Genomic DNA, 22,984 nt, shown 5'->3' with positions numbered 1-22,984 from the left:
CAGGGAATCAGCTCTGGCCGGCCCGGCGACGGCGCGCGACGACCACGACGGTGCCCGCACCCAGGAGCAGGAGGGCGCCTGCGACGATCAGGCCGGTGTCCTCGGTGCCCGACGTGCTGCCGCCACCGGTGTCCACACCGCCGCTCGGCATCGGCATGTCACCGCTCTTCGTGTTGACGACGATCGTGGCGATCCCGATCGTCGTACCGCCCTTGAGCGCGTCGGTCTTGAACACGCCGTTCAGGGCCTGGGCCGCCTCGCTGGACAGCGTGACGGTCGTGCCGGTCAGCGTAGCCGTGCCGGCCGCCGAGTCGACCATGATCGGCTTGAGCGTCGAGCCGTTCAGGTCGAACAGCTTCAGCGACTCGGCGGCGACCTTGCCGTTCGCCTCGACCTTGCCGGACAGGAACGCCGGGTCTCCCGGATCGATCACGAAGTCCGAGATCGTGACCTTGGTGTCACCCTTGGTCAGGTTGAGCCCGCTGCCGTCGTGCTCGATCTTGCCCTGGACGTAGGGGTTGACCTCGCCCGGCTTGTAGACCGTGACGTTGCCGCCGGTGATCGGGAACGACGCGGAGCCGTTCTCGACCTTCGCGCTGCCCTCCGGCGAGGGCTCGACGCCGAGCTGTCCCAGCGCCCCGACGAAGCCGGAGTCCAGCTTCACCGACGTCGACTGGCCGGTCAGGTTCGTGATCATCGCGACCGGCGGCGGGTTCTGGGCGGCGGATGCGACGCCCGTGCCGAGACCGGTCACCGCCGCAGCCACGAGCCCAATAGTAGTGACGCCAACAACGCGTCGAACGGAACGCAGCATTATGGAAGTCCTCCTCGACCTCGACCGAGCACATTCGGAACCTCTGACGGACCAGTATTCGGAAGCGTCGTCCGAATCGGTTCGATCGGATTTCCGGCCCGGTCCGGAAGCGAGGTGATCAGCCGACAGGGCAGGCGCTTCAGTTGCCCTGTGTAATCGTCCGGTCCGGATGTCCGGACGCAGCGGCGACCACCCGCTGCGTGTCGGGCCGACGCTCGTCGGAGACCCGAGGCAATCGACCACGAACCGGACGACCCGTTCGGCCGAACGCATGGACGATGACGCAACCGGACGATCTGCGCGTCGCGCTCGCGGCGTTGGACCTCGTCGCGCGCCGGTCGCGAGATCCGGAGCCCGCGTTGGTCTCGCTGGTCCGGATCGCGGGGAGCCTCCTCGGCGTGACGGCAGGCGCGGAGATCCGCTCCGGAGCCGTCAGCGCACGCTCCGTCCACGTCGGACACGACGACGAGACGTTGGGGCGCGTCGTCGGCGCGGGCTTCACGTCCGGGCCGGCTCGCGAGTGCGCGACGAGTGGCCGCGCCGTCTCCTGCGAGCGGCTCGAGAGCGCGCGACCACGATGGCTGGGGTTCGTCGTCAAGGCCCTCGACGCCGGTGTCACCGGGGCGTGGGCCCTTCCGATCCGCCACGACGACGGGACCGGAGCGCTGCTGCTGCTCGGCCACGCGGGCAGGCTCCCCGATCTGGCCGTCGCCCAGGTGCTCGCCGATGCGACCACGATCGCCATCCGGGCCGGTGACGAAGCCGACCGCGCGGCCCAGGAGGTCCGGCACCTGCAGACGGCGCTGCAGAGCCGGGTGGTGATCGACCAGGCCACGGGGATCGTGGCCGGGCACACGCGACTCCCCGTCGACGAGGCGTTCGGACTCCTACGCGGTCACGCACGTCGTGGCAGCAGAGGCCTGGCCGACCTCTCCCGCGAGATCGTGGACGGGAGCATCGACCCGGCGTCGATCGTCGGCCCGGCCTCGTCCGGACACCGTCGCACGCGGCGACCGTCGAACGGGTCGAGCCGCTAGGGCCGCGGGAGGCCGGACCCTCCGCCGTCTCGATCAGAGGTCGTCGTTCGCTCGTGCGCGGTAGCCAGGATCCCGACCCGACGCCCGGCACACGCAGGCCGCCGCGCGGCAGTGAACGTCGCCAGGCGCACGGACCGTCCGTGTGGCGGCTCGGAGTCGCACCGGTCGCCCGGTCCGTCGGGTGCGGGCGGTGTACCGGGCCGACGGCCCGATCCTCGTCACGCCGCGGACGTCGGGGGTTCGACGACGTCGAGCGGGCGGGGGTCCGGACGCGGGGTCCAGCGACCGTCGGTCAGCGCGTAGGTCCACGTCGGACCGCGGCGGGCCAGATCGGACAGTGCGCCGACCAGCCGCTCGACGTCGTCGGCGGTGGTGCGCAGGCCGAGGCTCGTCCGGACGGCGCCGGAGCCGCCGGTCAGGCGGTCGACGAGCGGGTGGGCGCAGAACTTCCCGTCGCGGACGCCGATCCCGTGCTCGGCGGACAGCGCCGCCGCGACCAGCCCGGCAGGCAGGTCGGGAAGCGTGAACGACACGGTGGCCGTCCGGTCCGGGGCGTCGGCGAAGGCGGACAGCGTCGTCAGTCCCGGCACGGTCGCGAGGCCGTCGTGCAGCAGGCCGGCGAGCTCCGCCTCGTGGGCGGGAATCGTGTCGTCGAGCACCGGGTCGAGCGCCCGGCAGGCCGCGGCCAGCGCGACGGCGCCGAGCAGGTTCGGCGTGCCGCCCTCGTGGCGTTGCGGGGCCGGCAGCCACGCCGTCTCGCACCTGTCCCCGTCGAGGGCGACGGACCGGACCGCGCCACCGCCGGCCAGGTGCGGCGGCGCGGCGTCCAGCCAGTCCCGGCGCCCGACGAGCACGCCCGCGCCGTAGGGCGCGTACAGCTTGTGCGCGGACAGTGCGAGGTAGTCGGCGCCCCAGCCGGCCAGGTCGACGCGGCGGTGCGGGGCGAGCTGTGCGGCGTCCACGCACACCCGGGCGCCGGCCGCGTGTGCCAGCGCGACGACGTCGGCGACCGGGAGGATCTCGCCGGTCACGTTGGACGCCCCGGTGATCGCGACGAGCGCGGCGGGCCGGGCGGCCAGCTCGCCGCGCAGCGCGTCCAGGGTCTCTGCGACCGTCCGCCGGGCACGGACGACGCGGTGCGCACGCCACGGCAGCAGAGTCGCGTGGTGCTCCAGGTCCAGTGTCACAACGGGTCCGGGCACCGCGGACGCGAGCAGGCCGAGCGCGTCGGTCGTGTGGCGGGTCAGCACGAGCGCGTCGTCCGGCCGGGCTCCGACGAACCGGGCGACGTCCGTGCGGGCCCGCTCCAGCAGCGCCGTGCAGACGCGTGACGTGTGGCCCGCCCCGCGGTGCACGCTGCCGTAGTACGGCAGGACGTCCGCGACGTGGTCGGCGACGGACCGCAGCGGCGGCGTGCTCGCTGCCGCGTCCAGGTCGACGTAGCGGACGCGGCGGCCGTCGACGAGCGGGACGGTCAGGTCGTCGCCGACGACCGTGGGCAGGGCGCGGGTGATGGCGGGCAGGGTGGACAGCACGATCCGGCCTCCGGATCTCGAGGACCCGGGACAGGGTGTCCGGATCCGCGCTTGCCGGTCGCGGGATCGCGCCGGCCGGGTCATCACCCGGGGCACCCCACCGCGGAGGAGGGTTGCCGGTCAGCTAGCCGGGGCTTCGCGCTGACGCTCGTGACCTATCGCCGAGGACGCTAGCAGGCCGTGAACCCGGCCGCGCGCCCACCGTCCTCCGGGCCCCACAGTGTCGTCGTGACCTCGCGCTGCACGAGCGGGATCACCTCCTCGGCGAAGCGGTCCAGCACCTCCTGCTGCTGCGGGTACGGCAGGGAGGGGTTGATCGAGATCGACTGGACGTCGTGCCGGTAGGACTTGTGGTAGTCGAGGATCTTGGCCGCGACCCGCTCCGGTGTCCCGACGAGCGCGGGGCCGTGCGCGACGGCGTCCTCGATCGTCGTGAACGACATGGTCTTGCCCTTGCGCGCGTCCCCGGCGTGCGCGGCCGCGAGCTTCGCCGCGATCGCCTCGTAGAGCGGCCGGTACTGGCGGATCGCCTCGTCGTCGGTGTCGGCGAGGAACAGGCCGCCGGACCCGGAGCCGACGTAGCCGACGGACGGGTCGTGGCCGTGCTCGGCGAGCTTCTCGCGGTACCGGTCGATCAGCACCTGGTAGGCCTCGCGGGGCTGCAGCGCGTTCGCCGAGAACAGCGGGTCCCCCCACTTCGCGGCCAGGTCGACGGCGTCGGTCGAGGTGGCCGAGCCGTGCCAGATCCGGAACGGGCCGTCGAACGGGCGCGGGAACGTGGTGATGCCGTGCAGGTCGGCGTGGTGCGTGCCGTCCCAGTGCACGTCGGTCTCGCGGAGCAGGCGGCGCAGCAGCTCGTAGTTCTCGGTGAGGTACTCGTACTGCCTGCCGAGCTCCAGGCCGAACATGCCGAAGTGCTTGTCCTCGTTGCCCTTCCCGATCACGATCTCCAGCCGCCCGCCGGACAGCTGGTCCACTGTGGAATAATCTTCGGCCACGCGGACCGGGTCCAGCAGCGAGATCACCGTGACGCCGGTGGACAGCAGGATCCGTTCGGTGGCCTGGGCGAGCGCGCCGAGCAGCACGGTCGGGGCGCTGGACACGAACTCCCCGGCGTGTCGCTCGCCGACGGCGTAGGAGTCGAACCCGAGGCGTTCGGCCCGGACGGCCGTCTCGACGACGCGCTCGAGTCGCTCGTGCACCGGGATGATCTCCCCGGTCACCGGGTGCGGCGCGTGCGGGACGATGTCGAGGACCTGGAACCTCATGGGGCTGCCTCCGGGCAGAGGGGGATGCGACGGGGACCGTCGCGGGTGTGCAGGCGCGGCGGAGGTCAGCGACAGCCCTGTGCGGTGACCCGGTGCAGATCGACGTGACGGCGGCGCGTCAGGTCGTGGCGGCGGGACATGCGTCGCAGCGTCGACCCGCCCGGGGCGGGTGTCAACGGGTGTGGTGCGGGCCACGCGCTTGCGTGCCGGGACGTGCCGGGCACAGGATCGAGGGGTGAGGGGTGGAGTCCGGCTGGTGGGTCGTCGCTATCTCGACCTGTGCCGGACCCGCTCCGCGGGCTGTCGGTGAGCGTCGCGCCTGCGGACCGTCACCCGTCGCCCCTTCTCGGAGTTCTCGCATGTCCGTCCCGCTGTCGGTTCTCGACCTGTCCCCGATCCCGGCCGGCTCGTCGGTCGGGGAGGCGTTCGCCAACACCGTCGACCTCGCCCGGGCGGCCGAGCGGTTCGGCTACCGACGCTTCTGGCTGGCCGAGCACCACCTCAACCCTGGTGTCGCGGGCGCGGTGCCGACGCTGCTCATGCAGGCCGTCGCGGCCGCGACCGGGAGGATCCGGGTCGGGTCCGGCGCCGTGCAGACCGGGCACCGGACGGCATTGTCGGTGGTCGAGGAGTTCGGCACGCTGGACGCGTTGTTCCCGGGCCGGATCGACCTCGGGTTGGGCCGTTCCGGCGGGCCGAAGGGGCCGAGGCGCGACAACGGGCACACCGAGCGGCGCGTCGTCGACGGTGTCGTGATCCCGGCGCCGGTGTCGCTGGCCGGGATCCTGCGCTCGCCGCGGTTCCGGGCGCAGCTGGAGCTGATCCGCCAGCCGGGCGCGCAGGCGTCGGACTACGCGCAGGTCGTGGACACGGTGCTCGGCCTGATCGCGGGCACGCACCGGTCCGGCGAGGACGTCGAGGTGCACGCGACGCCGGGTGAGGGCGCCGACGTCCAGACGTGGGTGCTGGGTTCCAGCGGTGGCGAGAGCGCTGAGGTCGCGGGTGCCCGCGGGCTGCCGTTCGCGGCGAACTACCACGTCAGCCCGGCGACCGTGCTCGACGCGGTGGAGGGCTATCGGGCCGCGTTCCGCCCGTCGGCGGGGCTGGAGCGGCCGTGGGTGATGGTGTCCGCGGACGTCGTCGTCGGCCGCGACGACGCGCACGCCCGCGAGCTCGCCGCCGGCTACGCGCCGTGGGTGCACAGCATCCGCACCGGCGCGGGCGCGATCCCGTTCCCGGACGCCACGGGTGCCGGCGCCTACGAGTGGGACCCCGACCTCGTGGCCGACCGCCTGGACACGCAGTTCGTCGGCGACGCCGGGACGGTCGTCGACCGGCTGGCCGCGCTGCGCGATCTGACCCGGGCCGACGAGCTGCTGGTCACGACGATCACCCACGACCACGCCGACCGGGTCGGTTCCTACCGCCTGCTCGCCGACGCCTGGGCGGCGCGGTGACCCGGGCGCCCGAGGACGCCGAGCGTGGCGCTCCGGATCGCACCCCGCAGTGCGTGCCCCGTCGTCGCAGAACCTGCGGGCGCTGCGCGGTCCGGTGAGTCCCTGCGACGTCGCGCCAGGATGTGCACCGTGTCCCAGTCGCCGGGACCGCGCGCTCCGTCCTGTCCGGACGAGTCACCGACGGGCTGCGCGCGCCGGCCGTCGAACCTCCAGCTGGGTCGTTCGACATGCACTGCCGCGCAAGTGATCCCACAATGTGGACGCGCCTGCCGGGCAGTGAGAGCGACGCCGGTCACGCTCGCGTCCGACCATTGACACCCGACGGGTCCGGCTACCTAGAGTCGAACCCGCACCATCCAGAGCGGCCGAGAGACCCGACTCGTCGACGCCGCAGCAACCCCCCGGACACTCCGGGTGAGGGTGCTCCGATCGGGGGCGATGGAGGTCGTCATGGGGGAGCTCGGAGACCGGGCCGCGGCGCCGCTGCGCGTGCACCACGCCCGCTACCGGCGTCACGTGGACCTGCTGCGGGTGACGAGCGCGGCCTGTACGGGCTGACCGCTCCGCTCCTCCCGAACCCCCGCTCCGCGGTCCCGGACCGCGGGAAGCCGCGGTCGCGCACCGCAGGAAGCCGCGTCCCACCATGTCCACATCGGACTCGAACGTCCACCTCGCCGTCGCGCTCGACGGCGCGGGCTGGCACCCCGCCGCCTGGCGCGAGCCGGGCGCTCGGCCCGCCGACCTGTTCACCGCCCGCTACTGGGTCGATCTCGTGCGCACCGCGGAGCGCGGCCTGCTCGACCTCGTCACGTTCGAGGACGCGTTCGGCCTGCAGTCCGGCGACCACCTCGCGGCCCCCGACCGCAGCACACACCGCGTGCAGGGCAGGCTCGACGCCGAGCTGGTCGCCGCGTTCGTCGCGCCGCTGACCACCCGGATCGGCCTGGTCCCGACCGTCACCACGACACACACCGAGCCGTTCCACGTCGCGTCCGCGCTGGCCACGCTCGACCACGACTCGCGCGGCCGGGCCGGCTGGCGGGTGCAGACGTCGGTCCGCCCGGACGAGGCCGCGCACTTCGGCCGTCGCACGATCGCCGGGGTGTCGCGCGACGAGCTGGACTCCCCGCAGGCCCGTGCGCTGGTCGACGAGCTGTTCGGTGAGGCAGCCGACGCGGTCGAGGTCGTCCGGCGGCTCTGGGACTCCTGGGAGGACGACGCCGAGATCCGGGACGCCGCCACGAACCGGTTCCTGGACCGGGACAGGATCCACCACGTCGACTTCGAGGGGCCACGGTTCTCGGTGCGCGGTCCGTCGATCGTGCCGCGCCCGCCGCAGGGCCAGCCGCTCGTCGTGTCGCTGGGGCACGGCTGGGAGCCGTTCCGGCTGGCCGCGCGGTCCGCGGACGCCGTGTTCGTCACGCCGCGGGACTCCGGCGACGCGGTCACGCTCGTCGAGCAGGTGCGCGCCGCCGAGCGCGACGTCGGCCGTGACGGCGAACCGCTGCGGATCCTCGCCGACCTGGTCGTCGTGCTCGCCGACACCGAGCGGGCCGCGCGCGAACGACGGGAGCGACTCGACGCCGTCGAAGCCCTGAGCAGTGACGCCGCGGTGATCGCCACGAGCGCGGACGGCCTCGCCGACCTCCTGCTCGACTGGCGGGCGGCCGGGCTCGCCGGCTACCGCCTGCGACCCGCCGTACTGCCCACCGACCTCGACGCGATCGTCGACGGCCTCGTGCCGGAACTGCAGCGCCGCGGCGCGTTCCGCACCGCCTACTCCGAGGACACGCTGCGCGCCCGTTTCGGGCTGCCGCGTCCCGCCAGCCGCTACGCAGGGAGTGTTGCGTGACCCGCAAGCAGATCGTCCTGGGCGCCTACTTCCCGGGCGTCAACCACGACACGGTGTGGAGCGACCCCGCCTCCGGCAGCCACATCGACTTCTCGTCGTTCGAGCACTGGGCGCGCAGCGCCGAGCGCGGCAAGCTCGACCTGCTGTTCCTCGCCGAGGGCCTGCGGCTGCGCACCCGAGGTGAGGAGATCTTCGACCAGGACGTGGTCGGCCGTCCGGACACGTTCACCGTGCTCGCGTCGCTCGCCGCGCTGACCGACCACATCGGACTCGCCGGCACGATCAACTCGACGTACAACGAGCCGTACGAGCTGGCCCGCAAGTTCGCCACGCTGGACGTGCTGTCCGGCGGCCGGGCCGCGTGGAACGTCGTGACCAGCTCGGACGCCGACACCGGCGAGAACTTCCGCCGCGGCGGCTACCTCGGCCACCACCAGCGCTACGAGCGGGCGGGCGAGACGCTCGCCGCCGTCCGGGCGCTGTGGGACTCCTGGGGCTCCGACGCCGTCGTCGCCGACCCGGAGTCCGGTGCGTTCCTGCGCGACGGGCACGTCGGCGACTTCGCCGTGTCCGGCAACCAGTTCGACATCGCCGGCCGGTTCACCGTGCCGCGCAGCCCGCAGGGCCACCCGGTGATCCTGCAGGCCGGCGAGTCGCCTGCCGGACGGGACTTCGCCGCCGCCCACTCCGACGCGATCTTCAGCCGCTACCAGAAGTTCGACGAGGCCCGCGCGTTCTACGACGACGTGAAGGCGCGCGTCGCGAAGGCCGGCCGCAACCCGGACGAGGTGCGGATCCTGCCGTCGGCCGCCGTGGTGCTCGGGGACACCGAGGCGGAGGCCCGCGAGCGGCATGCGGAGATCCACGACCGCCAGGTCGACCCGTTCACGGCGATCGTGCTCGCCGAGATGGTCTGGAACCGGGACCTGTCCGGCGTCGACCCGGACGGGCCGGTACCGGACCTCGACCCGGTCACCGACGGTCCGAAGTGGATCCGCGGCCGGGCCCCGCTGACCCAGGACGCGCACGCCACGGCGAAGACCTGGCGCGAGATCGGCGAGGCGGAGAACCTCTCGCTGCGAGGAGTCGTGAAGAAGGTGTTCGACCGCGCCGTGTTCGTCGGTACGCCGCAGACGGTGGCCGACGAGATCGACCGGTACGTCCAGGCCGACGCCTGCGACGGGTTCATCGTCGGCTCGCACGTCAGCCCGTCCGGGCTCGACGAGTTCGTCGACCGGGTGGTGCCGATCCTCCAGGAGCGGGGCGTGTTCCGCGGCGAGTACGCCGGCGGGACGCTGCGCGAGAACCTCGGTCTCGCGTCCCCGTCGCGGTTCGGCGAGCGTTCCGCGGCGGTGGCGTCGTGAGTCGCACCGCCCGTGTCGCCGCGGCGCTCGCCGCGGCCGCTCTCGTCCTGACCGCCTGCGGTGGCGGGGGAGGCTCCGACCCGGCCGCCGACGCGGGACCGCCCCGGCCCGGGGGCACGCTCCTGTTCGCCGTGTCCTCCGACCAGGGCTGCGCCGACCCGCAGCAGGTGGGCAGCAACGACTCGATCTACTCCCTGCGCCAGATCGTCGACTCGCTGACCGACCAGGATCCGCAGAGCGGCGCGATCACGCCGTGGCTGGCGACGAAGTGGTCGTCGAACGCCGACGCCACGGCCTGGACGTTCACGCTGCGCCCCGGCGCCACGTTCTCCGACGGCACGCCCGTCGACGCGAACGCGGTGAAGGCGAACTTCGACCGGGTCCCGACGATCGGGGCCCGCGGCACGCTGCCCAAGGGCTACCTCGCCGGCTACCAGGGCACGACGGTGACGAGCCCGACGGAGTTCACCGTCCGGTTCGCCCAGCCGAACGTGCAGTTCCTGCAGGGCACGTCGACGCACAGCCTCGGCCTGCTGGCGCCGTCGAGCGTGGCGAAGACCGACGACGAGCGCTGCCAGGGTGTCGTCGGGTCCGGGCCGTTCGTGCTCGAGTCCTACACGAAGGACCAGTCGACGGTCCTGACGAAGCGCGCCGGTTACAACTGGGGCTCGTCGCTGTTCACGCACCCCGGCGAGGCCTATCTGGACCGGGCCGAGTTCCGCGTCGTGCCCGAGTCCGGCGTGCGCACCGGCAGCCTGCAGTCCGGCGAGATCGACGCCGTCGCCAGCGTCGGCCCGCAGGACGAGGCGCCGCTGTCCGGGGCCGGGATCGGGCTGCCGTCGCGGGCCAACCCCGGTCTCCCGTTCGGGATCTCGTTCAACCTGTCCACCGCGCTCGGCAAGGACGCGGCGGTCCGCGAGGCCGTCTCCCTCGGGATCAACCGGCCCGAGGTCGTGTCGGCCGTCTACACGTCGCAGACGAAGCCCGCGACCGGCCCGCTCGCGTCGACCACACCGTCCTATGCGGACCAGTCCGCGCAGTACGGCTTCGACGCCGCCCGTGCCGGCGCCGTGCTGGACGCCGCCGGGTGGAAGGCCGGTCCGGACGGGATCCGGGCCAAGGGCGGGACGAAGCTGACCATCCCGGTGACGTTCGCCCAGAACATCTCCACCACGAAGCCGGCGCTGGAGCTGCTCCAGCAGCAGCTGCGCGGCGTCGGGATCGACGTGCAGCTGCAGGAGAAGCAGATCTCCGACGTCGCGCAGATCCAGCAGAGCGGCCAGTTCACGGCGTTGTGGGGCAACCTGACCCGCGCCGACCCGGACATCCTGCGGGCCACCTACTGGAGCGGCGGGGCGAACTACTACCGGTTCCCGCCGGGGCCGCTGGACGCCCTGCTGACCGGGCAGGCCGCGGCCACCGACCCGGCGAAGCGCACACAGATCGCGGGGCAGGCCCAGCAGCTGATCGCCGCGCAGCACCTGACGGTGCCGGTCGTCGAGCTCACCACGACGCTCGGTGTCGCGCCGTCGACGCACGACCTGGCGTTCGACGCGTCGTCGCGGATCCAGCTGCACGACACGTGGAAATCCGAGTGAGGGAGGTGGCGTCGTGACCGTGCCCTACCTGCTGCGGCGGCTCGGGTTCGCCGTCGCCGTGATGTGGGCGGCGTACACGGTCTCGTTCGTCGTGCTCTACCTGCTGCCGGGGGACCCGGTGGCGACGATGGCCGGCGGCTCCGACCAGCCGGTCACCCCGGCCGAGCTGGACGCGCTGCGCGCCCAGTACGGGCTGGACCAGCCGGTGATCGTCCAGTACGGACACAAGCTGTGGGCGGCCCTGCAGGGTGACCTGGGCACGTCGTTCGCGACCGGGCAGCCCGTGCGGTCGGCGATCGGGGAGGCGCTCCCGTCGACGGTGCAGGTCGCGCTGTGCGGGCTCGCGTTCGCGATCCTGTTCGGGACAGCGGTCGCGCTCGTCGCGACCTACACCCGGGTGCGCTGGCTGTCCCAGGCGCTGATGGCGCTGCCGTCGCTGGCGGTGTCGCTGCCGGTGTTCTGGGTCGGCCTGATGCTGGTGCAGCTGTTCTCGTTCCGGCTCGGGTGGCTGCCGTCGGTCGGCGCGCGCGGGCCGGAGTCGCTCGTCCTGCCCGCGATCACGCTCGGCCTGCCGATGGGCGCGCTGGTCGCGCAGGTGCTGGCCAAGAGCATGGTCCAGGCGCTCGACGAGCCGTACGTGACGACGGCGCGGGCCAAGGGCGTCGGACCGGCGGCCGTGCACCTGCGGCACGCACTGGGCAACGCCGCGATCCCGGCGCTGACCGTGCTCGGCTACGTCGCGGGCAACCTGCTGGCCGGCACCGTCGTGGTGGAGACCGTGTTCACCCGTCCCGGCCTGGGTCGGCTGACCGTGTCCTCGGTCGGCGTGCAGGACATCCCGGTCGTGCAGGGCGTGGTGCTGTTCGCCGCGCTCGTGTTCGTGCTGGTCAACCTGCTCGTCGACCTCGTCTATCCGCTGCTCGACCCCCGGGTCGCGGTGTCCACCGGAGGTGGGTCGTGACGGAGCTGCTCGACCGGACGGCCGCACGCTCGGCCGATCCACCGCGGACCGACCGGCGCAGGCTGACCCTGGTGCGCTTCCTGCGCAGCAGGCCCGGCCTGGTCGTGTCCGGGCTGATCGTGGTGTTCGTGCTGGTGTCGGCGTTCACGCCGTCGCTGTTCGCGCCGGGCGACCCGGCGTTCGCCGTCCCGTCGCAGAAGCTCCGGCCCCCGGGTCCGGGACACTGGCTCGGCACCGACTACCTCGGGCGCGACGTGTGGACGCGCGTCGTGCACGGGGCGTCGTTGTCGTTGCAGGCCACCGTGATCGCGGTCGCGGTCGCGCTGGTGGTCGGCGGGCTGCTCGGGCTCGCGGCCGGCTTTGCGGGCGGCTGGGTCGACGAGGGCCTGATGCGCGTCGTGGACGTGCTGCTCGCGATCCCGCCGATCCTGCTGTCGCTGGCCCTGATCACGGCGCTGGGGTTCGGGACGATCAACGTGGCGATCGCCGTCGGCATCGCCAGCGTCGCGAACTTCGCCCGCGTGATGCGCGCGGAGACGATGCGGATCCGGCGGACCGTCTACGTCGAGGCGGCGCGGGCCGTCGGGACCCGGTGGTGGGTGACGCTCGGACGGCACGTGCTGCCGAACGCGGCCGGGCCGGTGCTCGTGCTCGCCGTGCTGGAGTTCGGGCTCGCGATCCTCGCCGTGTCGTCGCTGTCGTTCCTCGGCTACGGCGCGCCCCCGCCCGCTCCCGAGTGGGGGTCGCTGGTGGCAGAGGGCCGCAACTACCTGGCAGGAGCGTGGTGGCTCTGCGCGATGCCGGGCCTGATGATCGCGGCCGCGGTGCTCGCCGTGAACCGGATCTCGCGGGCGCTCGACGGCGAGTGGGGGCGTGCCCGGTGACCGGTCTGCTGCAGGTCCGCGGCCTGGAGGTCGACTACCGGGTCGCGGGCGGCACCGTCGACGCCGTCCGCGGCGTCGACCTGGACGTCGCCGCGGGCGAGGTGGTCGCCGTCGTCGGAGAGTCCGGGTCCGGGAAGTCCACGCTCGCCCAGGCCGTGATCGGGCTGCTGCCCACGAACGGCGCCGTGCGCGCCGGGTCGGTCACGCTGGACGGCGAGGAGCTGACCGGACGGAGCGAGAAGCAGCTGCGACGGGTGCGTGGCGCCCGGATCGGGCTGGTGCCGCAGGACCCGGGCGTCGCGCTGAACCCGGTGCAGCGCGTCGGCGTGCAGGTCGCCGAGGCGCTGCGCACCCACGGCCTGGCCGACCGGCGTTCCGCGCCCGCCCGCGCCGTCGAGTTGCTGGAACGGGCCGGGCTGCCGGAGGCGGATGTGCGGGCCGGGCAGTACCCGCACGAGCTCTCCGGCGGCATGCGGCAACGCGTGCTGATCGCCGTCGCGATCGCGGCGGATCCCGGCCTGCTGATCGCCGACGAACCGACCAGCGCGCTGGACGCGACGATCGCGGCTGCGATCCTGGACCACCTCGACGTGCTGCGCGCCGAGACCGGCAGCGCGCTGCTGCTGATCACCCACGACCTGGCGGTGGCCGCCGATCGCGCGGACCGGATCGTCGTGATGTCGGACGGCCGGATCGTCGAGCAGGGACCGGTCGCGGAGATCCTGGCGCACCCGGCCCAGGTGTACACGCGGCGCCTGCTCGCCGCGGCGCCCGGCCTCGCCGTGACCGACCCGCCGCCCCCGGTGCCGCTGTCACCGACGGCCGAGGCGCCGATCGCCGAGGTCCGCGGCCTGGTGAAGGACTTCCCCCTGCCGCGCGCCCGTGGCAGCTGGCGGCGCGGGACGCTGCGCGCCGTCGACGACGTGTCGTTCACGATCGCTCGCGGCGAGACGCTCGCGCTGGTGGGGGAGTCCGGGTCCGGGAAGTCGACGACGGCGCGGCTGCTGTTGCGTCTGGCCGATCCGACGTCCGGGCAGGTGCTCCTCGACGGGGAGGACGTCACGACCCTGCGCGGCGAGCGGTGGCGGCAGCTGCGGCGCAGGGCCCAGCTCGTCTACCAGAACCCGTACGCGTCGCTCGACCCGCGCTTCACCGTGCGGGAGGTGATCGTCGAGCCGTTGCGCGCGTTCGCCGTCGGTGACGCGTCCGAGCGGGCGGCGCGCGCCGCGGAGCTGGTGGAGCGGGTCGCGCTACCGTCGTCCACACTGGACCGACAGCCCGTCGAACTGTCCGGTGGGCAGCGCCAGCGGGTGGCGATCGCGCGGGCGCTGGCGCTGTCGCCGGATCTCGTGGTGTGCGACGAGCCCGTGTCCGCACTGGACGTCTCCGTCCAGGCGCAGGTGCTGGAGCTGTTGGCCGAGCTGCAGCGCGACCAGGGGCTGTCCTACCTGTTCATCTCGCACGACCTCGCCGTCGTCCGGCGCGTCGCGCACCGCGTCGGCGTGATGCGCGACGGGCGGCTGCGCGAGCTGCGCCCGACCGCCGAACTGTTCGACGACCCGCACGACGAGTACACGCGAGAGCTGCTCGCGGCCATCGCCGGCCGCAGGCGGACGGCGACGGTCGACGTACCGCGTCGATCACGGGTGGGGAGTCACTGATCGGAGACGTGGCCGTGGTGGGTGGACGGGTCGAGCCCGGACTAGTCCGGAAGGCCTGACCGCCTGCGGAGCCAGGTGGCCGGCTGCCCGCACTCGTGGGCGATCCGCCGCCAGCTCAGTCCGACGGATCGGCGGGCGTGCAGGTAGTCCGCGAGACAGGCGTATCCGAAGTCGGTGGCGACGGCCGCCGCCCGTTCCTCGGTGCGCCTGCGCACCGCGGCATGCACGGTGACCGGCACTCCGTGTCGGGTCATGGCCGCGTCGACGGACGGTCGGCTCACGCCCAGCTCGGTCGCGATCGATGCGACGGTCCGGTGCTCGGTCAGATGCCGGCGGCGCAGGTAGTCGCCGACGTCGTCGAAGCCCGCCGCGCCGACCCGCTCGCGCAGCGCCGCGTCGTGGCGGACCGGACGCGGACCGGACACCAGAGGCCTGATCTCCTCGGCCGACTCCGGATCGATCGTGGCGAGGTGGCGGCACAGCCAGTCCTTGTGCAGCCCGGCCTCGCGACTGAGCTCGGCGAGGCTCGCGCCGGCACCCACACGTTCCCGCACGAGATCCCCGATGCTGTCGTGACCCGCGCTGCGGGCGACGCGATCCGCGGTGTCGCGGAGGCGGGCGACGGAGGCGCGGGTCGTCGCCTCCGCACGGGCCCGGACCGAGATGCTCTCCAGGGCGCGGACCGTCTTGCGTCGGCGTTGCTCGGGCTGGCGGCGTCCGCGCGCCGACGTCGCCGCCGCGCGGGTCAGCTCACCACTGGTCGCCCAGCGCAGACCCGTCTCGCATCCCGCACGCACCCGCGGGTCACGGGCGCGGCGCCGGGTCAGCGCCGTCGAGCGTCGCCGCTGCGTGGTCAGGCTCTCCAGCGACTGACCACGCTCGAGGCCGAACGCATCCCGGTAGCCCGCGCGGTCCCAGCCGTGGACACGGAGATGGACGCCGACCGACCGGAACCAGTCGCCGCACAGATGGCAGCGGGCCGCCTCCTCGTCGATCTCCATCTCGCCGATCGGTACGAAGTGGACGGTCCCGTCGGACAGCTCACCCACCGGACCGTCGTGGATCGCTGGTGCCGGCATCGTTCCCCCTGACTAGTCACAGTGAGACTAGTCGACCCGCGTTCACGGCACAGACCCGCCCGGGCCGCCCGTGCCGTGAACGCGGTCGGGTTCACCAGACCCGGTAGGGCAGGAACTTCCCGTTGAGGGTGATCACCACGCGGTCGCCCTTCGGGTCCTCGACCCGGTGCAGGTCGAGCTCGAAGTCGATCGCCGAGACGATGCCGTCGCCGAACTCCTCGCGGACCAGCTCCGAGATCGTCGACCCGTAGACCTGCACGACCTCGGTGAGCCGGTAGACCAGCGGGTCGGTGGTGTCGGAGGCCTCCGCGCCGCGGTCGGGTGGCCAGGTGAGGGCCTCGACCGTGGCCGGGTCGAGCTCGAGCAGGTCGCCTGCCGCCCGGGCCTGGTCGGCGGTGAGCGTCTGCTGGCCGAGCAGCGCCGACGTCGACCACTCGACCGACCGGTCGACCGCCTCGGCGATCTTGTCCCAGCGCAGGCCGAGACGCTTCTTCGCGGCGAGGACGCTGCGTGCGGCCTGCGCGCGGGTGGGGGTGTCGGACATGGTCGCCCCCTCAGGACTTCGCGCTGTAGGAGTGCGCCCCGGTGCCTGCGAGCTTGCCGCCCTCGACGATGAGGTACTCGTCGCGGATCGCGGTGCCGTCGAGGAAGTGTTCGAGGATCTCGCGGGTGCCGGCGGCGTAGCGGGCTTGTGCGGACAGGCTGGAGCCGGAGATGTGTGGGGTCATGCCGTGGTGGGGCATGGTGCGCCACGGGTGGTCGGCCGGGGCGGGTTGCGGGTACCAGACGTCGCCGGCGTAGCCGGCGAGTTGCCCGCTCTGCAGGGCCCGCACGATCGCGTCCCGGTCGACGATCAGGCCGCGGGCGGTGTTCACCAGGTAGGCGCCGCGGCGCATGGTGGCGAGCAGGTCGTCGTCGAACAGGTTGCGTGTCTCGTGGTGCAGCGGCGCGTTGATCGTCACGACGTCGCAGTGCGGGACCATGGCCTGGGCGCTGTCGTGGTAGGTCAGGTTCAGTTCCTGCTCGATCTCGGGGGGCAGGCGGTGTCGGTCGGTGTAGTGCAGCCGCATGTCGAACGGGGCCAGGCGGCGTAGCACGGCCAGCCCGATCCGGCCCGCGGCGACGGTGCCGACGTCCATGCCCTCGACGTCGTAGGAACGGGACACGCAGTCGGCGATGTTCCAGCCGCCGTCGAGGACCCACTGGTGCGACGGCAGGTAGTTGCGTACCAGCGACAGGATCATCATCACGACGTGCTCGGCGACGCTGATGCTGTTGCAGAACGTCACCTCGGCGACGGTCACGCCGTGCTCGATGGCCGCGTCCAGATCGACGTGGTCGGAACCGATCCCGGCGGTGAGCGCGAGCTTGAGCTTGGGTGCCTTCGCGATCCGCTCGGCCGACAGGTACGCCGGCCAGAACGGCTGAGAGATCACCACGTCGGCGTCCGCGAGGTGCCGGTCGAACTCGGAGTCGTCGCCGTCCTTGTCCGCGGTGACGACGAGCTCGTGCCCGGCGCCTTCCAGGAAGTTCCGGAGACCGAGCTCGCCGGATACGCTCCCCAGCAGCGCACCCGGAGTGAAGTCGATCTCCGACGGTGTCGGCAACGTCTGGCCGTCCGGGTACTGCGCCAGGTCGGGCAGACCGTCGCGCACCAGCGGCGGCGGGTAGCCGGACACGGGGTCGGGGTAGAGCACGCACAGGACCTTCACGGATTCCTCCGTCATCGGCGGTGATACGGACCACCCGACCGTCCCGTGAATCTCCACCTGCGCCAACAGTCCGGCGATCGCTTCCGTCAATGCGGTTATTCATCTCATGAATCGCGCTCCCCGACCTGACATCCGACCCCGTCGTCACAGATCGTGGCGGCGCCCGGCGCCCGTTCGCTGCGCGGCGACATTATCTGGAACATTCGGCGGTCGAACAGGAATGGCTCCACCGGCAAAATGGACGGCGTGAGTGCGATATTCGAGAGCCTCGCCCTGGTCGTACTGTTTGTGCTGATTGGCGGGTTCTTTTCCGGATCCGAGCTGGCCGTGCTCACGTTGCGCGACAGTCAGGCCGATCGGCTGCCGGGTAGGCGGGGGCAGCAGGTGCGAGGGTTGCGGGTGGACTCGAGCCGGTTCCTGGCGTCGGTTCAGGTCGGGGTCACCTTCGCGGGGTTCTTCGCCTCGGCTTATGGCGGTGCGACGTTGTCGGAGCCGCTGGCCGGACTTTTCACTCACTGGGGTCTGCCGGATCGGTTCGCTGGTTCGGTGGCGTTCGTCGGCGTGACGGCGTTCATCTCGTATCTGTCGCTCGTACTCGGTGAGCTCGTTCCCAAGCGGCTGGCGCTGCAGCGTGCCGAGGGCATCGCGCTGTTCGTCGCGCCGGTGCTCGGGCTGGTTGCCCGGATCAGCAGGCCGATCGTCGCTCTGTTGTCGTTCTCGACCAACGTCGTCGTGCGGGTTCTCGGGCTCGACCCGACCGAGGAACGCGAGGAGGTGACCGAGGAGGAGCTGCACGACATCGTCCGGACCCATCACGGTCTCGACGTCGAGGAGCGCCGGGTGTTGACGGACGTGTTCGGGGCCGCCGACCGGCAGCTGTCCGGCGTGATGGTGCCTCGGACCGAAGTGGACTTCCTGTCCGCCGACACCCTGCTCGTCGACGCCGCGCGCACGGTGCTGGACAAGCCTCACTCACGTTATCCGGTGGTGGGGGAGACGGTGGACGAGATCGTCGGGATGGTTCATCTGCGCGATCTGCTCACCGCCGCGTTCACCGACGACGCGGGTGACCGGGCGGTCCGTGCCGTCGCACGGCCTGCGCCGTTGCTGCCCGGCAGCAAGCCCGTGCTGGAGGCGCTCGCCGAGATGCGGGCGAGCCGGACCCATCTGGCCGTCGTCGTGGACGAGTACGGCGGTACGAACGGCATCGTGACGATGGAGGACATCATCGAGGAGCTCGTCGGTGAGATCGAGGACGAGTTCGACCCTGCGGCGGCGCGCCCCGATCGTTCGGTGTTCGACGGGCTGCTGCGCCGCGACGAGCTGGTCGCCGAGGCCGACCTCGTCCTGCCCGCCGGTCCGTTCGAGACCCTGGCCGGCTTCGTGGTCGCGCGGCTGGGACGCCTCCCTGAGGTCGGCGACTCCGTGACGGCCGTGGGCCGCGTCTTCACGGTCACCGGTATGGACGGTCGGCGGGCCGCCTGGGTCCGTGTGACGGCACTACCGCCTCCTGCCGAGGAAGCGGGACCCTAGGACGCCCGGGGAATCCCGGGAGGACGCCTCCCGATCCGTCCGGGCGGAGGCGGTGATGTCGCCGTTGTCGAGTAGACGTCCTGGTGCAGGCGTCCGTCGAGTGCAGCGGCGTGGCGGACCCCGGCGGGTCGATGGCCGACGGTCGCGGCGATGTGGACGCGGCGCGATGGCTGTCAGGTGCTGCGGCTCGGTGTGGAGCGGACCTGACTGCATCCGGCCATGGCCGGCGGCGCGGGCCCGCGGTGCTGGTCCGCGCCGCTGCGTGCCGGGTGGGCAGCCGGCGCCCTCCCAGTGCTATACAATGACAGTCGTTTTCATTAGTGACGTCGTCCGGGCGCTCCGGTACCGACGGGACAGCAGACGGAAGGAGGCGGGTCGGCTCGTGAAGCCCGGCATCCACCCGCACTACGACTACGTCGTGATCCAGGACCGCACGACCGGTGTCGCGTTCCTCACGCGGTCGACCGCCACGTCGGACCGGACCATCACCTGGGAGGACGGACGCACCTACCCGCTCGTGTCGGTGGACGTCACGACGGCGTCGCACCCGTACTGGACGGGTGGCCGCCGGGTGCTCGACTCCGCCGGTCAGGTCGAGAAGTTCCGCCGCCGCTACGGGGACGGTCGCTGATGGCCGTCCCCAAGCGTCGGACGTCGCGCAGCAACACCCGCAGCCGGCGCTCCCGGTGGAAGGCGACCCGTCCGGACCTGGTGCCGATCGTCATCGCCGGCCGCGAGTACCGCGTCCCCCGACGCCTCGTCCCGGCCTACCGGCACGGTCTCCTCGCGCCGCCGGACTGAGACCCACATCCCTGAGACGTCCGGGAGGACGCATGGCCAAGAGCACCGATGTGCGACCGATCATCAAGATGCGCTCGACCGCGGGTACCGGCACCACCTACGTGACCCGCAAGAACCGGCGCAACGACCCCGACCGCCTGGTCCTGCGCAAGTACGACCCCAGGATCCGCAGGCACGTCGAGTTCCGAGAGGAGCGCTGAGCACTGTGGCGCCGAACCCCAAGGGGGCGCGCAAGGGCGTCCGCACGCCCCGACGCAAGACCAACCCGCTGACCGCGCGCGGGATCACCGAGGTGGACTGGAAGGACGTCACGTTGCTGAGGACGTTCATCTCCGACCGCGGGAAGATCCGGGCGCGGCGGGTCACCGGGCTGACCGGGCAGCAGCAGCGGCGGGTGGCGGTGGCCATCCGCAACGCCCGCGAGATGGCGCTGCTGCCGTACCCGAACTCCGGGCGGGGGTGACGGGCCGGTGTCCGCTGTCTGCCAGCTGACCGGGCGCTCGCCCGGCTTCGGCAAGAACGTCTCGCACTCGCACCGCCGTACGTCGCGCCGGTTCGACCCGAACATCCAGCGCAAGCGCTACTGGTTCGCCGAGGAGAACCGGTGGGTGCGCCTGCGCCTGTCGACGAAGGGGATGAAGACGGTGGACCGCATCGGGGTCGCCGCAGCGGTGGCGCGCATCTGCGCGGACGGGGGGAAGGTCTGATGGCGACCAAGGCGAAGATCGCGGCCAACGAGCGCCGCAAGGTCGTGGTGGCGCGCTACGCCCAGCGCCGGGCAGAGCTCAAGGCGGTCGTCGCGCGTCCGACGAGCACGGCCGATGAGCGGGCCGCCGCGGCCGCCGAGCTGCGACGCCAGCCCCGCGACGCCAGCCGGACCCGGATCCGCAACCGCGACTCCGTCGACGGCCGTCCGCGCGGTCACCTGCGCAAGTTCGGCCTGTCCCGGGTCCGGCTGCGCGAGCTCGCGCACTCCGGCGCCCTTCCGGGCGTCACGAAGTCGTCGTGGTGAGCCCGTGACCACGCGAGCCGGCTCACGCCCGGGACGGCGCTCGACCTCGGATGCGGTGCCGGTGGCGACGCGGTCTGGCCGGCCTGGCACGGATGGCGCGTCACCGCCGTCGACATCTCCGCGACGGCGGTCGAGCAGCTGGCCCGGTGCGCCCGAGAGCTGGACCTGGCCGAGCGGGCAGACGGCCGTCGTCACCGACACCGTCCCGATGGTCCGCAGGGGAGGTGAGTTATGAAGGTGCGCAAGTCATTGCGGTCCCTGAAGTCGAAGCCAGGGGCCCAGGTCGTCCGCCGCCGCGGGAAGGTCTACGTGATCAACAAGAAGAACCCGCGCTTCAAGGCCCGGCAGGGCTGAGGTTCCTCACGACCGAGGCCGTCTACCCCTCCGTGCGGGGAGCGCGGCGGGGGCCCGGACCATCGACGTCACGAGCCGGCCGGCGTACGGGGGAGCCGCGCCGCTCACTCACACGCCGCCGAGCCCGCCGTCCGTCCGGGTCAGGCCCGGCGGGTGAAGTGCCGGACGAGCCGGCGGTGCCGGTGGTCGAAGAACGCGCCGAGCACCGCGCGCAGGAGCGGTCCTGCACACACCAGCGGGCCGCGCGGTCCGAGCGTGACCCGGTCGGTGACCAGCGTCCCGCCGGCCGCCGCGGGCGTGAGCGTCCGCTCGTGGCCCCAGGTGCGCATGCTGAGCATCGTCGACTGCTCGCGGAAGCGGTGTCCCGGTTCGAGCTCGATGATCGTGAGCAGGTCGTAGTCGAACGGGAGTGCCCCGAACAGCAGCAGCCAGGCCCGCCCGTCCGGCTCGCCGACCCGGACGGTGTCGATCGTGATGTCGCCGGCGCCGCGCGGGACGGTCATCCTGATCCACGGCAGCATCTCGTCGTTGATCCCGGCGGGCGAGACCACCCGCCGCCACACGTCGTCGGGGTCGGCCGGGACGACCGTCGCCCGCTCGAACCACCATTCGCGACCGGTGCTCACCCTGCGACGGTGCCCGTCGCGACGAGGCACGGCGCGTGCAACACGTCGATGCCCTCCGCGCCGACCGTGTCCCGGAACGACTGCCGGATCCGTTCGACGGTGTCGGCCTCGACGTCCCCCAGCACGGAGCGCACGGGACCGCTGTGCAGGAAGTCCCATCCGCGGTCGGCGTCGATGGGGATGTCCAGTTCCCGGCGCCGGACGCGGACGTCGCTCAGGCCGCGGGCGGCCAGCCATTCGGCCACGTCCCGCTCGGCCCCCAGCCGTTCGGAGTTCTCCGTGAACTGCGGTTTCGGTGCCTCGAGGACGTCCGGGCGGTGCTCGGAGACGGCGGCGAAGAACGGCCGGAACACGGCGTCCAGGCTGCCGGTCGGCCAGCACGTCATGGCGAACCGGCCACCGCGGCCGAGCAGCCCGATCAGATGGTCGGTGTCGGCGTCCATGTCCGGGAGGAAGAACACCCCGAACCCGCACAGCACGACCTCGTAGCCGCCGGTCCAGCTCGTGACATCGGTGTGGACGAACTCCAGGTTGGTCAGTCCGGCCTCGGTGGCCCGCTCGCGGGCGGTGGCGAGCAGGCCGTCGGACAGGTCGATCCCGTCCACCCGCCCGAACGGGCCGACGGCCCGGGCCGCGGGAAGTGCGGAGGAACCCGCGCCGCAGCAGGCGTCGAGCACCCGCTCGCCCGGCGCCGGCGCGGCGGCGTCGACCATCGCCGCGCCGTGCGGGTCCCAGAGGACCGGCGTCCAGCCCGCGAACCGGGCACTGCCGTCGTCGAAGAACCGCGACACGCCGGTGCTCACGAGTCCTCCTCGCCTGCGCTCGTCGACCGCGTTCGCGGCGCTGCCGTGTCCGTCGGTCCGCTCGCACGCTCGCTCACGAGCCGAGCGCCGTCCCGGGCGCGTCGATCGGGCTCCGCGTGCAGGACACGCAGGATCGTACGGACGAGTGGGAACCAGCACGCCACATCATGGGGAGCACCCTCCATGTCGGACCGCAAGCACTCTAACGACAATGACAATCACTGTAGTACTATCCGTCCGGCTGACACCACACCGACGGGCGGGAGGACCGCTCGAGGGCGTGGCCGGTGAGTTCCAGGGGAGGGTGGTCGACCACGGTGCGCGAAGGTACGGGAGGGATCTGAACGTGTGGGGAGCACTGGCCGGCAAGGCCGTGGGGCTGGTCGCGAGTGGCCTCGCAGGCGCGGTGGCCTACGACGGCGTGAAGCGGGTCGCCCGTTCCGGCGCCGCCCGGACGGCGGCGGTGACGGTGACGTCGTGGGGTCTGCTGGGTGCGCGCGCGGCGGAGACCGGTGCCGAGCGGGCGCGGCTCGCGACGGCCGACATCGTCAGCGAGGCCCGCGAGCGGATCGGCGAGCAGGCCCCGGCGCCGGGCATGGCGTCCGACGGCGGGCACGACCACGAGCACTGAGT

Annotated in this window: 25 protein-coding genes, 1 pseudogene and 2 riboswitches; of the genes and pseudogenes, 18 read left to right on the top strand and 8 right to left on the bottom strand. The window is 72.7% G+C overall.

Annotated features, from left to right (window positions below):
* Positions 1–7 precede the first annotated feature (7 nt).
* Positions 8–766, bottom strand: coding sequence for a hypothetical protein (locus EV378_RS08180; protein ID WP_243653344.1), 759 nt, complete (start codon positions 764–766; stop codon positions 8–10).
* Between the two features lie 326 nt (positions 767–1,092).
* Here EV378_RS08180 and EV378_RS08175 point away from each other — a divergent pair, with 326 nt between their 5' ends.
* On the top strand, positions 1,093–1,851 hold the full coding sequence (locus EV378_RS08175; protein ID WP_132422306.1) for an ANTAR domain-containing protein: 759 nt from the start codon (positions 1,093–1,095) through the stop codon (positions 1,849–1,851).
* Between the two features lie 218 nt (positions 1,852–2,069).
* On the opposite strand, the gene EV378_RS08170 is transcribed toward EV378_RS08175, so the two are convergent.
* Both EV378_RS08170 and EV378_RS08165 read right to left on the bottom strand, forming a co-directional pair.
* Complete coding sequence (locus EV378_RS08170) at positions 2,070–3,386, bottom strand: aminotransferase class V-fold PLP-dependent enzyme (protein WP_341540413.1); 1,317 nt, start codon at positions 3,384–3,386, stop codon at positions 2,070–2,072.
* A 42-nt stretch (positions 3,387–3,428) separates the two neighbouring features.
* Positions 3,429–3,542, bottom strand: a riboswitch (SAM riboswitch).
* A 14-nt stretch (positions 3,543–3,556) separates the two neighbouring features.
* On the bottom strand, positions 3,557–4,654 hold the full coding sequence (locus tag EV378_RS08165; protein ID WP_132422304.1) for an LLM class flavin-dependent oxidoreductase: 1,098 nt from the start codon (positions 4,652–4,654) through the stop codon (positions 3,557–3,559).
* A gap of 359 nt (positions 4,655–5,013) precedes the next feature.
* On the opposite strand from EV378_RS08165, the gene EV378_RS08160 reads away from it, so the two are divergent.
* From EV378_RS08160 to EV378_RS08130, 7 genes are all read left to right on the top strand, one after another.
* Complete coding sequence (locus EV378_RS08160) at positions 5,014–6,111, top strand: LLM class flavin-dependent oxidoreductase (RefSeq protein ID WP_132422302.1); 1,098 nt, start codon at positions 5,014–5,016, stop codon at positions 6,109–6,111.
* Between the two features lie 349 nt (positions 6,112–6,460).
* Positions 6,461–6,556: riboswitch (SAM riboswitch) on the top strand.
* 198 nt (positions 6,557–6,754) lie between these two features.
* A complete protein-coding gene (locus EV378_RS08155; protein WP_132422300.1) occupies positions 6,755–7,963 on the top strand; it encodes an LLM class flavin-dependent oxidoreductase in 1,209 nt (402 codons plus the stop codon).
* Positions 7,960–9,327 (top strand): NtaA/DmoA family FMN-dependent monooxygenase, encoded by a 1,368-nt coding sequence (locus tag EV378_RS08150; RefSeq protein WP_132422298.1) that lies wholly within the window; start codon positions 7,960–7,962, stop codon positions 9,325–9,327. Before EV378_RS08155 ends, EV378_RS08150 begins: the two co-directional genes overlap by 4 nt.
* Positions 9,324–10,925: an ABC transporter substrate-binding protein gene (locus tag EV378_RS08145; RefSeq protein ID WP_132422296.1), complete on the top strand. Its 1,602-nt coding sequence runs from the start codon at positions 9,324–9,326 to the stop codon at positions 10,923–10,925. Before EV378_RS08150 ends, EV378_RS08145 begins: the two co-directional genes overlap by 4 nt.
* Before the next feature lie 13 nt (positions 10,926–10,938).
* Positions 10,939–11,886, top strand: coding sequence for an ABC transporter permease (locus EV378_RS08140; protein WP_424511213.1), 948 nt, complete (start codon positions 10,939–10,941; stop codon positions 11,884–11,886).
* Positions 11,883–12,770 (top strand): ABC transporter permease, encoded by an 888-nt coding sequence (locus EV378_RS08135; RefSeq protein ID WP_132422294.1) that lies wholly within the window; start codon positions 11,883–11,885, stop codon positions 12,768–12,770. Before EV378_RS08140 ends, EV378_RS08135 begins: the two co-directional genes overlap by 4 nt.
* A complete protein-coding gene (locus tag EV378_RS08130) occupies positions 12,767–14,431 on the top strand; it encodes a dipeptide ABC transporter ATP-binding protein (protein ID WP_207908606.1) in 1,665 nt (554 codons plus the stop codon). Before EV378_RS08135 ends, EV378_RS08130 begins: the two co-directional genes overlap by 4 nt.
* Positions 14,432–14,472: 41 nt before the next feature.
* On the opposite strand, the gene EV378_RS08125 is transcribed toward EV378_RS08130, so the two are convergent.
* From EV378_RS08125 to EV378_RS08115, 3 genes are all read right to left on the bottom strand, one after another.
* The gene (locus EV378_RS08125) at positions 14,473–15,510 is read right to left on the bottom strand and encodes a hypothetical protein (protein WP_132422290.1); all 1,038 of its coding nucleotides are present in this window, start codon (positions 15,508–15,510) and stop codon (positions 14,473–14,475) included.
* Positions 15,511–15,601: 91 nt separating this feature from the next.
* Entirely contained in the window at positions 15,602–16,054 is a 453-nt protein-coding gene (gene cynS, locus EV378_RS08120; RefSeq protein WP_132422288.1) for a cyanase, read from the bottom strand.
* Between the two features lie 10 nt (positions 16,055–16,064).
* Positions 16,065–17,222 (bottom strand): NAD-dependent formate dehydrogenase, encoded by a 1,158-nt coding sequence (locus EV378_RS08115; protein ID WP_243653343.1) that lies wholly within the window; start codon positions 17,220–17,222, stop codon positions 16,065–16,067.
* A gap of 153 nt (positions 17,223–17,375) precedes the next feature.
* Between EV378_RS08115 and EV378_RS08110 the strand changes: the two genes are divergently transcribed.
* The 9 genes and pseudogenes from EV378_RS08110 to ykgO all read left to right on the top strand — a co-directional run bounded on the left by EV378_RS08110 (position 17,376) and on the right by ykgO (position 20,922).
* A complete protein-coding gene (locus EV378_RS08110; RefSeq protein WP_243653342.1) occupies positions 17,376–18,755 on the top strand; it encodes a hemolysin family protein in 1,380 nt (459 codons plus the stop codon).
* A 382-nt stretch (positions 18,756–19,137) separates the two neighbouring features.
* Positions 19,138–19,386, top strand: coding sequence for a type B 50S ribosomal protein L31 (locus tag EV378_RS08105; protein ID WP_132422284.1), 249 nt, complete (start codon positions 19,138–19,140; stop codon positions 19,384–19,386).
* Complete coding sequence (gene rpmF, locus EV378_RS08100) at positions 19,386–19,556, top strand: 50S ribosomal protein L32 (RefSeq protein WP_132422282.1); 171 nt, start codon at positions 19,386–19,388, stop codon at positions 19,554–19,556. Before EV378_RS08105 ends, rpmF begins: the two co-directional genes overlap by 1 nt.
* 32 nt (positions 19,557–19,588) lie before the next feature.
* Positions 19,589–19,756 (top strand): 50S ribosomal protein L33, encoded by a 168-nt coding sequence (gene rpmG / locus EV378_RS08095; protein ID WP_132422281.1) that lies wholly within the window; start codon positions 19,589–19,591, stop codon positions 19,754–19,756.
* Between the two features lie 5 nt (positions 19,757–19,761).
* Entirely contained in the window at positions 19,762–20,019 is a 258-nt protein-coding gene (gene rpsR / locus EV378_RS08090) for a 30S ribosomal protein S18 (RefSeq protein ID WP_132422280.1), read from the top strand.
* 7 nt (positions 20,020–20,026) lie between these two features.
* Positions 20,027–20,263 (top strand): 50S ribosomal protein L28, encoded by a 237-nt coding sequence (gene rpmB, locus EV378_RS08085; RefSeq protein WP_132422278.1) that lies wholly within the window; start codon positions 20,027–20,029, stop codon positions 20,261–20,263.
* On the top strand, positions 20,263–20,568 hold the full coding sequence (rpsN, locus tag EV378_RS08080) for a 30S ribosomal protein S14 (RefSeq protein ID WP_132422276.1): 306 nt from the start codon (positions 20,263–20,265) through the stop codon (positions 20,566–20,568). The genes rpmB and rpsN overlap by 1 nt, the downstream gene beginning before the upstream one ends.
* A 78-nt stretch (positions 20,569–20,646) precedes the next feature.
* Positions 20,647–20,796: pseudogene (locus tag EV378_RS37020) on the top strand (SAM-dependent methyltransferase); the annotation flags it as partial.
* Between the two features lie 3 nt (positions 20,797–20,799).
* On the top strand, positions 20,800–20,922 hold the full coding sequence (ykgO, locus tag EV378_RS08070; protein WP_132422274.1) for a type B 50S ribosomal protein L36: 123 nt from the start codon (positions 20,800–20,802) through the stop codon (positions 20,920–20,922).
* Positions 20,923–21,062: 140 nt separating this feature from the next.
* On the opposite strand, the gene EV378_RS08065 is transcribed toward ykgO, so the two are convergent.
* A complete protein-coding gene (locus EV378_RS08065) occupies positions 21,063–21,548 on the bottom strand; it encodes an SRPBCC family protein (RefSeq protein WP_132422272.1) in 486 nt (161 codons plus the stop codon).
* Complete coding sequence (locus tag EV378_RS08060; protein WP_132422270.1) at positions 21,545–22,351, bottom strand: class I SAM-dependent methyltransferase; 807 nt, start codon at positions 22,349–22,351, stop codon at positions 21,545–21,547. The genes EV378_RS08065 and EV378_RS08060 overlap by 4 nt, the downstream gene beginning before the upstream one ends.
* A gap of 346 nt (positions 22,352–22,697) precedes the next feature.
* Here EV378_RS08060 and EV378_RS08055 point away from each other — a divergent pair, with 346 nt between their 5' ends.
* Entirely contained in the window at positions 22,698–22,982 is a 285-nt protein-coding gene (locus EV378_RS08055; protein WP_243653341.1) for a DUF1490 family protein, read from the top strand.
* The last annotated feature ends 2 nt before the right edge of the window (positions 22,983–22,984 follow it).

Origin of the sequence: Pseudonocardia endophytica (assembly GCF_004339565.1) — a bacterium.
GTDB classification, from domain to species: domain Bacteria; phylum Actinomycetota; class Actinomycetes; order Mycobacteriales; family Pseudonocardiaceae; genus Pseudonocardia; species Pseudonocardia endophytica.
The sequence above is the reverse complement of the archived record's forward strand: the minus strand, read 5'-3'. Positions and strand labels throughout refer to the sequence as shown.

Coding starts and splice junctions, on each gene's coding strand:
- EV378_RS08175 (WP_132422306.1), top strand. CDS start 1,093: ATGACGCAACCGGACGATCTGCGCGTCGCGCTCGCGGCGTTGGACCTC.
- EV378_RS08165 (WP_132422304.1), bottom strand. CDS start 4,654: ATGAGGTTCCAGGTCCTCGACATCGTCCCGCACGCGCCGCACCCGGTG.
- EV378_RS08160 (WP_132422302.1), top strand. CDS start 5,014: ATGTCCGTCCCGCTGTCGGTTCTCGACCTGTCCCCGATCCCGGCCGGC.
- EV378_RS08155 (WP_132422300.1), top strand. CDS start 6,755: ATGTCCACATCGGACTCGAACGTCCACCTCGCCGTCGCGCTCGACGGC.
- EV378_RS08125 (WP_132422290.1), bottom strand. CDS start 15,510: ATGCCGGCACCAGCGATCCACGACGGTCCGGTGGGTGAGCTGTCCGAC.
- cynS (WP_132422288.1), bottom strand. CDS start 16,054: ATGTCCGACACCCCCACCCGCGCGCAGGCCGCACGCAGCGTCCTCGCC.
- rpmF (WP_132422282.1), top strand. CDS start 19,386: ATGGCCGTCCCCAAGCGTCGGACGTCGCGCAGCAACACCCGCAGCCGG.
- rpmG (WP_132422281.1), top strand. CDS start 19,589: ATGGCCAAGAGCACCGATGTGCGACCGATCATCAAGATGCGCTCGACC.
- rpsN (WP_132422276.1), top strand. CDS start 20,263: ATGGCGACCAAGGCGAAGATCGCGGCCAACGAGCGCCGCAAGGTCGTG.
- ykgO (WP_132422274.1), top strand. CDS start 20,800: ATGAAGGTGCGCAAGTCATTGCGGTCCCTGAAGTCGAAGCCAGGGGCC.